The sequence below is a fragment of the Bradyrhizobium sp. 192 genome (assembly GCF_023100965.1).
Taxonomy (GTDB): Bacteria; Pseudomonadota; Alphaproteobacteria; order Rhizobiales; family Xanthobacteraceae; genus Bradyrhizobium; species Bradyrhizobium symbiodeficiens.
This window is the reverse complement of record NZ_CP064690.1, coordinates 3,675,039-3,688,245: the sequence shown is the minus strand read 5'-3', so window position 1 is coordinate 3,688,245 and position 13,207 is coordinate 3,675,039. Positions and strand designations below refer to the sequence as shown.

Sequence of the window (13,207 nt, the reverse complement as noted above, 5' to 3'; positions counted from 1 at the left end):
CCTACTCCGCCATCTCGACGGGTTGCGTCACCGAGGGACCGGCCAGCGGCCGCTCCTCCATCGCGATCAGGCACAGCGCGGCGGTGGTCATCAGCGCGGTGGCGGCGCCGAACACGTAGCGGAAGGCGTGCCGCATGTCGTCGGCGGGAATAGCGACGGCGCTTGCGGCGTGGTGCTCGCCGGCGAGCGGCACGTCGATGCCGAGCGCGATCAGCAGGATCGCGGCGAAGGCGGCGACCGTGAACGAGGACATCAGCGAGCGGAAGAAGTTCATCGCGCCGGTGATGGTGCCGACTTGCGGGCGCGCGACCGAGTTCTGGAGCGAGACCACGCAGACCGGAAAGGTGGTGCCGAGCCCGAGCGCGAACGCCGCCATCAGCATCAGCAGGCCCCACAGCGGCAGAGTGGTGAGCGTGAGGCCGAGGCCGCACAGCGCGGCCCAGGACGTGCCGATGATGGCGACGCGCTTGTAGTGTTTTGCACGGGCCATGGTGCGGCCGGCGACGGCGGCACCAACGGTCGAAACCGCCGCGAGCGGGATCAGCGCAAGCCCCGCCTCGCTCGCGCTCAGATGGTAGACCTGCTCGTAATAAAGCGGCAGCTGCACGGTGAGGCCGGTGATCGCCCCGAGCCCGCAGCCACCGGCGGTCATCGCGAACGGCGCCACCGATCCGGTCAGCATCTTCAACGGCAGGAACGGCTCGTCCGCGCGACGCGCGTGCCAGACGAAGCTGACCGCGAGCGCGACGGCGCCGCCCACCATCGCCAGCACGGTCGGCGACAGCCAGGGATAGCGCGTGCCGCCCCAGGTCAGCACCAGCATGAAGACGACGGCGGAGGCCATCAGCAGCACGCCGCCGAGCCAGTCGACCTTGCGCTTGCGGTGGAACACCGGGATCTTCTTCATCTTCGGCAGCAGCAGCGCGAGCGCCGCGGCAGTCAGCGGCAGATTGATCCAGAAGATCATCGACCAGTGCAGATGCTCGGCGAACACGCCGCCGATGACCGGACCGAGGATGCCGCCGACCATCCACACGCTGGAGAAATAGGCCTGATACTGGCCGCGCTCGCGCGGGGAGACGACGTCGGAGATCACGGTCTGCACGACAGGCATGATGCCGCCGCCGCCGAGACCCTGAAGGCCGCGCGCCAGGATCAGCATCGGCATGCTCGGCGCGATCGCGCACAGCACCGAGCCCGCCACGAACAGGCTGAGGGAGATGATGATCATGGCGCGGCGGCCATAGATGTCGCTGAGCGTGCCGAACACCGGCGCCACCGCGGTCGAGGCGAGCAGATAGGCGGTGATGACCCAGGAGAGATTGGAGACGTCCTGGAACTGGCGTCCGATGGTCGGCAGCGCGGTCGCCACAATGGTCTGGTCGAGGGCGGCCAGGAACATCGTCAGCATCAGGCTGATGACGATAGTGCGGACCTCGTCCTGCGACAGCGGCACCGGCGGCGCAATCGACGGGGCATCATCGACGCTGATGACTTCGCTCGGAAGCCGGGACAGCTCCTCGGCGATGTCGTCGGGCAAAGTCTGGATGTCGGCAGAACTGCTCCGCCGGTCGAACTTGTTCATCTCGCTCGGGTGCCGTGTGGCGGCGCAACGCCGCGAAGGATTCGTTCTATGCAGTCCAATGTAGACAGCAAAATTTGTCCCGGGCAGGCATCGCGGCGCATGGGTGCATCCCGCCCCCGGGTCATCCCGAAGACGTGATGGGCGCCGCGCGGCGGCTCAGTCCTTCGGGCGTCGCTTCAGGCGGGCCCGTTTCGGCAGCTGCGCCGGCCATTGCACGATGTGGTTCTCGAGTTCGTCGTCCGGAATCTCCACCTCGCTGCCTTCGACCCGGCCGCGCACGGAGACGCCGGCTTCATGCACGGTGTTGGGATCACCGGAGACCAGCGGATGCCACCAATAGAGGTCGCGGCCCTCGGCAACGAGCTTGTAGCCGCAGCTCGGCGGCAGCCAGTTCAGGGTGCGGACATTGGCCGGGGTCAGGCGGACGCAATCCGGAACCTTGTTGGAGCGATTCGGATAGTCCTTGCAGCCGCAACTGGCGCCGTCGAGCAGCTTGCAGCCGACATGGGTGAAATAGATCTGCCCGGTGTCCTCGTCCTCGAGCTTGTTCAGGCAGCAGCGCCCGCAGCCGTCGCACAGGCTTTCCCATTCGCCCGCCGACATCTCTTCCAACGTCTTGGTTTTCCAGAAGAATCCTTCCTGGCCTGAAGGTCGTTTGGGAGCTGCGGTCATGCGCCTCAACAAAAGTTCGAAAGAGCTACGGCTGAAGCCATCTAGGGCGTGCGGCCGGGGTGGTGCAAGCAAGGCGCCTTCGAGGCCCGTAATGAACCGGGGTCAATTCAGCCTGTTGCTCAAAATCGCGAGCGTGACCATTGGTTTATGGGCCCCGCTCGGCTAGAAGGAACAGCAAGTCCCTCGGATGCTGGCCGGGCGCCTTGGGTTTGCCGCAACATTCCCTCAAGACGTCTCGATGCCGCCCCCGGCCGGGTGCTTGAACGCTTTTGAAGCGAGCCTCAAGGGTTCTAGGTGCGCCAGATCATACCATCGCATTGGAAGCAGAAGGCCCGGAATTTCTTCCTGGACCTCGATGCGCGCATCGATTCCTCGCTGTTCTCCTCGGCCAAGGGCATCCGCGAGCTCTACGAGCGCTACTCGACCTTCATGGACCGCTTCTATGTCGGGCGCTGGAAGCGCTGGGTGTTCATCGAGCCGCTGTCGGAGGCCGCAACCCTCGGGCTCGGCGGCCTGGTGGTCATGCTCACCCTCGCCATCCCCGCCTTCCGCGAGACTGCGGACGAGGACTGGCTGAAGAAGTCCGACCTCGCGGTAACGTTCCTCGACCGCTACGGCAACCCGATCGGCAGCCGCGGCATCAAGCATAACGACTCGATTCCGTTGGAAGATTTTCCAGACGTGCTGATCAAGGCGACGCTGGCGACCGAAGACCGCCGCTTCTACGACCATTTCGGCATCGACATCGCCGGCACCGCGCGCGCGCTCGTCACCAACGCGCAAGCCGGCGGCGTCCGCCAGGGCGGCTCCTCGATCACCCAGCAGCTCGCCAAGAACCTGTTTTTGAGCAACGAGCGCACCATCGAGCGCAAGGTCAACGAGGCCTTCCTCGCGGTCTGGCTGGAATGGCGCCTGACCAAGAACGAGATCCTCAAGCTGTATCTGGACCGCGCCTATATGGGCGGCGGCACTTTCGGCGTCGACGGCGCGGCGCATTTCTACTTCAACAAGTCCGTGCGCGACGTGACGCTGGCGGAAGCCGCGATGCTCGCCGGCCTGTTCAAGGCGCCGACCAAATACGCACCCCACATCAACCTGCCCGCCGCCCGCGCCCGCGCCAACGTCGTGCTCGACAACCTCGTCGATGCCGGCTTCATGACCGAGGGCCAGGTGTTCGGCGCCCGCCGCAACCCGGCCTTCGCGGTCGACCGCCGCGACGAAGCTTCGCCGAACTACTATCTCGACTACGCCTTCGACGAGATGCGCAAGCTGGTCGACACCTTCCCGAAATCCTACACCGAGCGCGTCTTCGTGGTGCGCCTCGCCATCGACACCAACGTGCAGAAGGCCGCCGAGGACGCGGTCGAGAACCAGCTGCGCCAGTTCGGCCGCGACTATCACGCAACGCAGGCGGCGACCGTGGTGTCCGATCTCGACGGCGGCATCCGCGCCATGGTCGGCGGCCGCGACTACGGCGCCAGCCAGTTCAACCGCGCCGTCGACGCCTACCGCCAGCCGGGTTCGTCGTTCAAGCCCTACGTCTACACCACCGCGCTGCTGAACGGTTACACGCCGAATTCGATCGTGGTCGACGGCCCGGTCTGCATCGGCAATTGGTGTCCGCAGAATTATGGCCATTCCTATTCCGGCTCGGTGACGCTGACTCAGGCGATCACGCGCTCGATCAACGTCGTGCCGGTCAAGCTGTCGATCGAGATCGGCCGGAAGAACGAGCCCAAGGCGCAGAACCCGGCCAAGGTCGGCCGCGCCAAGATCGTCGAGGTCGCCCGCCGCTTCGGCCTCAAGGCGCCGCTGCCCGATACGCCGTCGCTGCCGATCGGCTCGGACGAAGTCACCGTGCTCGAGCACGCGGTCGCCTACGCGACCTTCCCCAACCGCGGCAAGGCAGTGACGCCGCATGCGGTGCTCGAAGTGCGCACCGGCGCCGGCGACCTAGTCTGGCGCTGGGACCGCGACGGGCCGAAGCCGCGGCAGGCGATTCCCGCCTCCGTCGCCGCCGACATGGCGGGCATGATGAGCCACGTCGTCAGCGAGGGCACCGCGCGCCGCGCCGCGCTCGACGGCATTCCGACCGCGGGCAAGACCGGCACGACCAACGCGTATCGCGACGCCTGGTTCGTCGGCTACACCGGCAATTTCACCTGCGCGGTCTGGTACGGCAACGACGACTACTCGCCGACCAACCGCATGACCGGCGGCTCGCTGCCGGCGCAGACCTGGCACGACATCATGCTCGCGGCCCATCAGGGCGTCGAGGTGCGGGAAATCCCCGGCGTCGGCATGGGCCAGAAGCTGCCGCCGCAGCATATCAGCAACGCGCAGGCCAACGCGGCGCCGAAGGTGCTGGAGACCAAGCCCGGTCCGCCGCCGGTGCTGACCAAGCGCGGCGCCGACATTTTGGTGCGCGTCGAGAAGCTGCTGGACGACGCAGCCAAGACCGCAAGGAAATCGGCGGATGCCGGCACCAAGGCGGCCAGGCCGTCCTCGGCGACGAGCGCGCTCGCCTTTCCGCAGAACTATGCGGAAGAAAATGCCAACGCTTCCGCCCCGCGCAAGAACTGATCGAAACAAGTGCGGTTGATCCTGATCACATTGACGGCCCTTCTGCTCGCGACGGTGGTCGGCCTGGGCGCGACCTGGATGACGACGACGCGCGGCACCGAGATCGGCGCGCTGACCATCGGCCCCTGGACCGCGCGCCCGCGCACCGGCACCGCCGACGTCGATCCCTATTCGCGCGCCACCATCGTGCGCAACGGCGAGCTGCCGATCGGCACCGGCGACGGCGTCGCCTTCACCGCCACCACCGACGACAAGAAGAAGGCGCTCGACGGCCGCTGCGACGTGATCGTCTCCGGCGTGACGCCGCCGGCGCGGTTCTGGACGCTGACGCTCTACGACCGCAAGGGCCACCTCGTCGCCAATTCGCTGCAGCGCTACGGCTTCACCAGCCAGGAGATCGTGCGGCAATCCGACGGCTCGTTCGAGATACGCATCGCCTCGCGCTCGCGCGCCGGCAACTGGCTGCCGACCGGCGGCATCGAGCGCTACGCCTTGATGCTCCGCCTTTACGACACCCCGGTCGGCGTTGCCACGCGCACCCAGCGCGATGCGCCGATGCCCTCCATCTCGACCGTGGGCTGCTCATGATCCGCCTGCTGTTCACCGTCGTTGCCGGCGTGGTGCTGGGCCTCGTGGTCCACCTCGTCAGCGTGCTGGCGCTGCCGCGGATCGCGACGCAGGACGCCTATTCGCGGCTGACGCCGATGACAAAGCTCAACGGCGTCAGCGAGCTTCCCCTCGCCGATCCGCAGACGTCGCCGATGCCGTTCATGGATCCCGCCTTTGCGCTGGCGATCTGCCGCTACGACCTCTCGAGCGGACCGATCAAGCTGACGGTGCCGGTGAGCCAGGCCTACACCTCGGTGTCGTTCTACACCCGCAACGAGATCGCCTACTACGCCATCAACGACCGCTCGGCGGGCCGCAAGGTGATCGAGCTCGACCTGATGACGGAAGCGCAGCACAGCGAGTTGCCGGAAGACGAAGAGATCACCGCGGCCGACCGCCTGATCATCGATTCTCCCAGCACCACCGGCCTGATCTTGATGAAGGCGCTCGCCCCCGAGCCCGGCCTGATGCCGCAGGCGCAAGCCACGCTTCAAGCCGCGAGCTGCGGCCCGCAGACCGAGCAGCCCGCCAAGGCCGAGGCGCCGCGCGGCCGGCGGTGATTGCACGCCTTTCGCGCACGCTCAAAACAAAAACTGCGAAAACAACCCCATGACGTATCCAACGCCGAGCAGCCAGTGCCCGTCCAAAATCAGGATGAATGTACTCAATCCCATAAGGGAGCGTGTGGCGTATCCACCGCAGAAACCGGCCATCACGAATTGCCGGCAGAGCGCGATTGATAGAGAGTTCGGAAGTCTTGTCATCTGTCACCCCTTTGGTTGAGGGCAACGGGACCGGCAGCGTACAAGCTCCTACCGGCGCGTTGCACCCGGTAGGAGCCATCAGCCTCGCGGCGGTTGTCGGGGGACTCCATCCCCATCGATACGAAGAATTACGCACGACTTCTTTTGAGGCAAGGCTTCTTTCAACAGTTAGGAACCGAACTGCGGCGGACGGCGCTACGCCGTATCGACACATTTTCTAGGCATCTGCTGCCCAACAAAGTGATATTGACAGCTTTGCTGTCCTACCGATAACTAAGCCCACGGTAATGGATTTCTGCCGGGCTTAGTGCCGAACCGCTTCCAGGAGAAGCTGATGATTCCTACTTGATTTGCCCTTGCGGCGAAGGAGTAGGGTCGTGCTTCGAGTTCTGATTTCAATCTTGTCGATCGTGATAACCGGCCGTTCAGGCGGTGTATCGTGATGTCGCCGGTTGGCTTCTTCGGTCTCCGCGCCGAGCAACTGCGTAGTCTGGTCAAGTGGATCGGCATCGTCGTGCCGATGGCCGCAGCCGTCGGATCTCTGTGCGCCCTCTTCCTGTGGGCGTTGGACCAGGCAACTCGCGCTCGCTTCGATTTTCCCTGGCTCATCTACGGCATGCCGATCGCCGGATTTTTGATGGTGCTGGCTTATCAGCACTTCGGTCGGTCCGCCGAGGGCGGCAACAATCTGATCGTCGAGCAGATCCATGAGCCGGGTGGCGGCGTCCCGCTCCGGATGGCGCCGCTCATCCTGGTGACGACCGTGTTGACTCATCTGGTCGGCGGCTCAGCCGGCCGCGAAGGCACGGCCGTCCAACTGGGCGGCAGCATCGCTGCTGCTTTCGCGAAGACGTTCAAGCTTTCGCAGGCGGACCTGCGCATTGTCCTGATGGCCGGTATCGCCGCCGGCTTCGGCGCGGTCTTCGGGACACCTATCGCAGGAGCGGTATTCGCACTCGAAGTGCTGACGATCGGCCGCATGCAGTACGAAGCGCTGCTGCCGTGTCTGATGGCAGCCATCGCCGGCGACTGGAGCTGTCACGCTTGGGGGATCGAGCACACCCACTACTCGATCGCTTATCTCGCGAACGCGACCGACGCGACCGGCTTTCACCTGAACGCGCTGTTGCTGTTCAAGGTGATTATCGCCGGCGGTCTCTTCGGTCTCGCGGCCCGCTTTTTCAGCGAATTCTCCCACCTGGTGACGGCGTCCTTCAAGGCCATATGTCCATACGCTCCTTTGCGCCCGGTCATTGCCAGCGTCATATTGATCGGTCTCGTCTACGCTTTGGGTACGCGGGAATATCTGGGCCTGGGTGTCTGGTCGCCCAACCCGGCCGACGCCACGATCGCCGGATTCTTTCTGCCCGGCCATGTCGATCACTGGAGCTGGCTGTGGAAGACGGTCTTCACCGTCGTCACACTGAGTAGCGGCTTCAAGGGCGGCGAGGTGACGCCTCTGTTCTTCATCGGCGCGGCGCTTGGAAACGCTCTCGCCGCGCTATTCGGCGCGCCGTCGGATCTGTTCGCGGGTCTCGGATTCGTCGCGGTGTTCGCCGGCGCGACCAACACGCCGCTCGCCTGCATGATCATGGGAGTGGAACTCTTCGGCTCACTTCATTCCGTCTACATCGCAGTCGCCTGCTTCGTGGCGTACCTCTGCAGCGGGCACTCCAGCATTTACATGTCGCAGCGCCTCGGCACACCCAAGACGGCAGCTGCGTACATTCCTCCCGATCTGTCCATGCGGCAGGTCCGGGATCTGAACGTCCAGGCCCTCGGCGACTTCGTCGACCGGGTCCAGTCACGCTCCAACATCCTCCCAATCCAAAAGAAAGAAGACGTCATGGCCCGCCATACGCTCGCCCACAAGGAAATCGGTATGATTCGCATCTACCTGAAGCCGCGCGAGAAGGCCGTTGGAGTTGGTCGTCGCTTCTTTGGCGCCCGTCCGCTCTACCGCGAATTGGTGATGCAGGCGAAGGCCGCGGGCATCATGAATGCGACCGCGCATCACACCCATTTCGGCTACAGCAACCGCGGCAAGCTCGAAGAAGAAGGCTATGAAGTGCCCAACCCGGAATTGACGATGTGCGTCGAACTCATCGCGCCGCGGTCGGATCTCGAGGAATTTTGCCGCACGCACGGCGATATGCTCAAACGCAAGGTTATCGTCTACAAGCACGTCGAACACTGGAATTTGACGGGGGACGTGGTCAAGATCGAAGAAGTGCTGCGCGCGTAGCCGTCGTGAAAAGCATCATCGGTTCGTGGTTCTTCTGGGCTCTCCTTTCGGCTGCGTTCGCCGCTCTCACGGCGATCTTCGCCAAGGTAGGTATCGAGAACGTCAATTCCGACTTCGCGACGCTCGTCCGGACCATCGTCATTCTGGCCACAGCAGGCGCCATCGTCTGGGCTACTGGGCACTGGCAGGACCCCTCAGGAGTCTCCGGGAAGACGTGGGTCTTCCTGGTCCTGTCAGGGGCTGCGACCGGGGCATCGTGGATCTGCTATTTCCGGGCCCTTAAACTGGGCGAGGCCGCCCGCGTCGCGCCGATCGACAAACTGAGCGTCGTGTTCGTATCGCTGTTCGCGGTCATGTTCCTGGGCGAGCGGCTCGCCCTACCGAACTGGCTCGGTGTGGTCATGATCGCCTGCGGGGCGGTGCTGATCGCGTATAGAGCCTAAGGCGGTCGTCGATGGACCGAAGAGCGATCAAGTCACTCAGGCTGTTCGGCGCAGCGGTCGGCGTCGTCGCTGCCTTGGCCGGCGGATGGGCCGGCTATTTGCGCTTGAGCGGCAATTTTCACGTCGTCGACGACGGTGCCGTCTATCGATCGGGGCAGCTTAGCGGCTTTCAGTTCTCGACCCGTATCCGTGAGAACGGCATCCGCACAATCATCAACCTCCGCGGCAACAACGCCGGCAGCCCTTGGTACGACGACGAGCTCAAGGCGAGTGATGCAACCGGCGTCAGTCACGTCGATTTCCCGATCTCGGCGAGCCGGGAATTGAACGATCAGCAGGTTGCCCAACTCGTTGGATTGCTGACCACCTCGCCACGGCCCATCCTCATTCACTGCGAGGGTGGAGCCGATCGCACCGGGTTGGCTTCGGCGCTGTATAAGCTGATGATCGACAAGAGCCCCCCGTCGGAGGCGGCGGCTCAACTTTCATTCCGTTACGGCCATTTTCCCTGGTTCTGGAGCGGCACCGACGCGATGGACGTCACGTTCGCCCGGACCGTCTCGCACATGCTCCTCACGCGGTAGGCAGCGTCATGGCGCGGATTGGAAATGCCCGGACGATCGCCGACATAGAGTACGTCGTCGATCCCCCGGGGGCGGGGAGTGACGTGACCACCTGGACGTCGCATGGCGTGACATGCTCGATTGACCGGCACCGGTTCAGCGGCCAGGCCTACGCCTTTGTTTTCGAGGTCTTGGACCTGCGGCTCGAAGCACCGTCGAGGCAGCGTTGGCACGTCGTCATCATCAATGAGCTCTGGCGTTTCCGCGACGCCAAAGCCGAGTCACGCGGAAGCAAGTCGCTTCGCGTGCTGCAGGGCAAACCCAACGACGTCTTGAGCTGGATGCGGCGGTGTCGCGACTCGAAACTGTCCGGCAAGGAAGGGCTTTCGCGGTGAAATCGGGCACGTAGCTTGCGATGTTCGCCGCCTATCTCTCCTCGGTCGGATGCACCCATTTGTAGGGCGTGATGCTTCGCGTGGCGGTCAGCTTGATCATGTGGACCGGCGGTGCGGAACATGACCGGCACTTGAGCGAAGCCTCCAGCTTCCAGATCGGCGTATCGCGGGGACGACGGATCGCATCGAGCGGCAGGCTCGCGCGTGCTTTGCACCTGTTGCACTCGACCTCGAGCCAGCCCATGCCACCGTTGAGGCATTGCGCGATCGTCGGAGACGGCTGTGAAGGGCCACCGTAACCTTCCATCCGGACCGACCAGGCTTCGGCTTCAGCGCGGTCGGCCTCGCGAACGGCCTTCCTGGCCTCCTCGCGCGCGTGCTTGGCCGAAATTTCCGCACCCAGAATTCGGCCGCCCCAGATGACCTCGCGTGATTTGGTGCTCATGCCGCGATCAAAGCTGCGCTCGGCGGCGCTGGCAAATTATCGATAGCTGGTAGGCTGGATCCGCAATTTGATGCTGCCGGTCGTGGGTGTGGAAAACCGGCGCTGCAGATCCCCCCGCGATGCCGCGACACCGAAGGCCTGGCGTCGAAGGCCCGGCGTGGCAGCAGCTGTCAAGCGACAGTAGGACGCAACTTCAAATCGCTTGCGTCGTTGAAGCCGCGCGTCCCGGGAGTTATCGATCTGCGATACCTGCCTTCGACCGGGAGAAACGAATGAGCACCATCACCGGCGGCTGTCACTGCGGCGCAATCCGTTACGAGGTCGAGGGCGACGCGATCGTGCATGCGCTGTGTCACTGCCGCGATTGCCGGCTCCACGCCGGCGCTCCCGTCGTCGGCTGGACGATGTATCCGGAGAGCGCACTCAAGGTGACCAAAGGCGAGCCCAAGGTCTACAATTCCTCGGAACACGGCCGGCGACACTTTTGCGGCCATTGCGGCACCGGCCTGTTCTATGTCAATGCCGACATGCTGCCCGGCATCATCGACATCCAGAGCGCGACTTACGACGATCCCGATGCCGTGCCGGCGACGATGCACATCCAGGTCGCCGAGCGGCTTCCCTGGATGGAGCACGCGCACGAACTGCCGACGTTCGAGCGCTATCCGCCGCAGCCATAGCGGCGGAAAGAGCCACAGCGGGCGACACTGCTGCGGCCTCCCCCCTCAATGGGCCCGGCACCGCTTGCGGCCGACGATCGAAGAGGTCGGCAAGCCGGTCAGGTTCGGCACCACACGGCCAAGGTCGAAGGCGACACGCCGGCGCTGACGATCCCCACCGCGATGATGGCGAGCGCCACCGTGTTTCTCAGCCATCCCGCGGTCGCACGGCGCCGTAGCAACGGAAGTCCCAACCCGGCACCGAGCAGGACCGGAAGGGTGCCGAGGCCGAAGCCGCTCATCGCCAGCGCGCCTCCGAGCCACGAGCCGGACAGCATGGCGTAGAACAATGCCGCATAGACCATGGCACAAGGCAGAAAGCCCCAGACCGCACCGCTGACGAACAGCCCCAGCGTCGGTGGCAGATTCGTCGCACGCGCGGCCGTGCTGATCCTGGCGCTGACCGCCCCAGCCAGCCGCGACAGCCCCGCCGGCAGCGACAGCACTTCGAGCATCGAAAGTCCGATCCAGGCGAGAGCCGCGGCCGCGGCCCAGCGCAGGATCGCATGGGCGAATGCGTGGTCGAACGATCCGAACACGCTCGATCCGATCGCGCCCACCGTGGCGCCTGCCAGCATGTAGGCCGAGATGCGCCCCGCGTTGATCAGAACCGTCGTCGTCAGCAGACCCCGCCGCGGCCGGTTCGAACCGAAGTCGGCGGCGAAGTGCAAGGAGGAAGCGATGCCTGCACACATGCCGAAGCAATGCAGGCTCGAGGAAAAGCCCAGCAGGAGCCCGGCGATGAACAGCGGCTGGTCGAAATCGAACATTGCGGACGCAATTCATCCGAATTCGTCCTTGACGGCATTGCGCCAGGTCAAAGTCCCGCTACGTGCCGTCAATCGTCGACCAGCAGCTCCCTGGTTCCGATCGCCAGCGATCCGAAAGCGAAGGCAACCGCGGCTGGGGATCAGCTTCTGAACACGTCGAACGTCACGCGGCGACGTCATCACGTCCGCCGCGCGACGCCCTCGGCACCGGCTCGTCGCGCCCACAGCAACGCCAACGGCCCCAGCGCGATTCCGGCCGCCAGCACGATGAACACCAGCAGCCATCCGCCCGCACTCTGCGGACCGCCGGCCATGTCGAGTGCGACGCCGGTGACCCACGCGCCGAGCGCCGACAAGCCGAAGCCGACCGTGGAATGCAGGGCCAGCGTTGCACCGCGATGCTCGGAGACGGCCGCGGCCGACATACCTGCGGTCAATGCGCCTGAATCAGCCGGCACCGTCAGGCCGTACATCATCAGCAGCAGCGCGAGCACCCATGCGGGGGCCGTTGCATTGAGACCGATCACCAGCGCGACACAGGCCGAAGCGACCATCACGACCGTGATGGCCCGATGCCGCCCGAATTTCAGAGCGGCCTCGTTGCCGAGGATACTGGCCGGCATCGAGATCACCGCAAAGCAGAAGCTCATCAGCACGGGCGTCATCCAGGACGGCCCGCCTTGATGCGCGACGACGAAGGTCCAGAACCCGACCAGCCAGGTGCGAATGCCATACAGCTCGAAGCAGTGAGCACCGTAACCGAGGATGTAGCCGAGCGCCTCACGATTGGCGAACACGGGTGCGAAATTCAGCAGCCGTCCCGTCCTCGGGACAGGCCGATGGCCCCCGATCAGAAGGCACGCGATCACCATCGCGATGGGGCCGACGCCGGTGACGTAGAACGCGGTCCGCCATCCCCAGCGATCGGCGAGGACTTGTGCAACGAGGAACGACAGGCCGACGCCGACCGAGAAGCTCGACGTGTACAGCGTCACCGCCCGCGAGGTGTCGCCTGCGGGCAAACGGTCGGTCAATGCCTTCAGGCCGGGCATGTAGGCGCCGGCAAAGCCCAGTCCCGCGAGTGACCAGATGATGGTGCCCGACCAGAATCCTTGGGCAAAGATGCCGAAGGCCATGGTCGCCATGCCGCTGACGACGGAGCCGCACAACAGCACGATCCGCGCGTCGAGGCGATCGGTCAGCGTCGTCAGCACCGGGACGGCCAGCATGTAGCCGAACGCATAGCCGCTCGCCATCAGGCCGCCTTCGGCGGCGGACAGCCCCCACGCCGGCATCAGATGCTGCGCCAGATTCGCGGACAACGTCACGTGCGGCAGCAGATTGCCGAGCTGGCCGATACACATCACCGCGATCAGCGGCCCCCCGCTCAAACTCCGAATGCTCGCCTCCCCTC

General features: G+C 64.9%; 13 protein-coding genes and 2 riboswitches. Of the genes, 8 read left to right on the top strand and 5 right to left on the bottom strand.

Annotated elements, in window-relative coordinates:
- Window position 1 precedes the first annotated feature (1 nt).
- Together IVB24_RS16735 and IVB24_RS16730 are read right to left on the bottom strand one after the other, a co-directional pair.
- Window positions 2-1,585: an MDR family MFS transporter gene (locus tag IVB24_RS16735; RefSeq protein WP_094975139.1), complete on the bottom strand. Its 1,584-nt coding sequence runs from the start codon at window positions 1,583-1,585 to the stop codon at window positions 2-4.
- 156 nt (window positions 1,586-1,741) lie between these two features.
- Entirely contained in the window at window positions 1,742-2,257 is a 516-nt protein-coding gene (locus tag IVB24_RS16730; protein ID WP_247773796.1) for a YcgN family cysteine cluster protein, read from the bottom strand.
- Between the two features lie 294 nt (window positions 2,258-2,551).
- Here IVB24_RS16730 and IVB24_RS16725 point away from each other — a divergent pair, with 294 nt between their 5' ends.
- The 7 genes from IVB24_RS16725 to IVB24_RS16695 all read left to right on the top strand — a co-directional run bounded on the left by IVB24_RS16725 (window position 2,552) and on the right by IVB24_RS16695 (window position 9,859).
- Window positions 2,552-4,840: a PBP1A family penicillin-binding protein gene (locus IVB24_RS16725; protein WP_247773795.1), complete on the top strand. Its 2,289-nt coding sequence runs from the start codon at window positions 2,552-2,554 to the stop codon at window positions 4,838-4,840.
- Between the two features lie 9 nt (window positions 4,841-4,849).
- Complete coding sequence (locus IVB24_RS16720; protein ID WP_094975142.1) at window positions 4,850-5,428, top strand: DUF1214 domain-containing protein; 579 nt, start codon at window positions 4,850-4,852, stop codon at window positions 5,426-5,428.
- A complete protein-coding gene (locus IVB24_RS16715; RefSeq protein ID WP_247773794.1) occupies window positions 5,425-6,009 on the top strand; it encodes a DUF1254 domain-containing protein in 585 nt (194 codons plus the stop codon). Before IVB24_RS16720 ends, IVB24_RS16715 begins: the two co-directional genes overlap by 4 nt.
- 266 nt (window positions 6,010-6,275) lie before the next feature.
- A riboswitch (Fluoride riboswitch) is annotated at window positions 6,276-6,336 on the bottom strand.
- A gap of 151 nt (window positions 6,337-6,487) precedes the next feature.
- Window positions 6,488-6,564: riboswitch (Fluoride riboswitch) on the top strand.
- A gap of 91 nt (window positions 6,565-6,655) precedes the next feature.
- The gene (locus IVB24_RS16710; protein WP_247774111.1) at window positions 6,656-8,458 is read left to right on the top strand and encodes a DUF190 domain-containing protein; all 1,803 of its coding nucleotides are present in this window, start codon (window positions 6,656-6,658) and stop codon (window positions 8,456-8,458) included.
- A 5-nt stretch (window positions 8,459-8,463) separates the two neighbouring features.
- Entirely contained in the window at window positions 8,464-8,901 is a 438-nt protein-coding gene (locus IVB24_RS16705) for an EamA family transporter (RefSeq protein WP_247773793.1), read from the top strand.
- Window positions 8,902-8,912: 11 nt separating this feature from the next.
- Window positions 8,913-9,485, top strand: coding sequence for a dual specificity protein phosphatase family protein (locus IVB24_RS16700; RefSeq protein ID WP_247773792.1), 573 nt, complete (start codon window positions 8,913-8,915; stop codon window positions 9,483-9,485).
- An 83-nt stretch (window positions 9,486-9,568) separates the two neighbouring features.
- Entirely contained in the window at window positions 9,569-9,859 is a 291-nt protein-coding gene (locus tag IVB24_RS16695; protein ID WP_247773791.1) for a hypothetical protein, read from the top strand.
- A gap of 31 nt (window positions 9,860-9,890) precedes the next feature.
- Here the strand turns inward: IVB24_RS16695 and IVB24_RS16690 are convergent, their stop codons facing one another.
- Entirely contained in the window at window positions 9,891-10,304 is a 414-nt protein-coding gene (locus IVB24_RS16690) for a hypothetical protein (RefSeq protein ID WP_247773790.1), read from the bottom strand.
- A gap of 272 nt (window positions 10,305-10,576) precedes the next feature.
- On the opposite strand from IVB24_RS16690, the gene IVB24_RS16685 reads away from it, so the two are divergent.
- On the top strand, window positions 10,577-10,984 hold the full coding sequence (locus IVB24_RS16685; RefSeq protein WP_247773789.1) for a GFA family protein: 408 nt from the start codon (window positions 10,577-10,579) through the stop codon (window positions 10,982-10,984).
- A 98-nt stretch (window positions 10,985-11,082) separates the two neighbouring features.
- On the opposite strand, the gene IVB24_RS16680 is transcribed toward IVB24_RS16685, so the two are convergent.
- Both IVB24_RS16680 and IVB24_RS16675 read right to left on the bottom strand, forming a co-directional pair.
- On the bottom strand, window positions 11,083-11,793 hold the full coding sequence (locus IVB24_RS16680; RefSeq protein WP_247773788.1) for a sulfite exporter TauE/SafE family protein: 711 nt from the start codon (window positions 11,791-11,793) through the stop codon (window positions 11,083-11,085).
- 179 nt (window positions 11,794-11,972) lie between these two features.
- Window positions 11,973-13,157: an MFS transporter gene (locus tag IVB24_RS16675; protein ID WP_247774110.1), complete on the bottom strand. Its 1,185-nt coding sequence runs from the start codon at window positions 13,155-13,157 to the stop codon at window positions 11,973-11,975.
- Window positions 13,158-13,207: the final 50 nt, after the last annotated feature.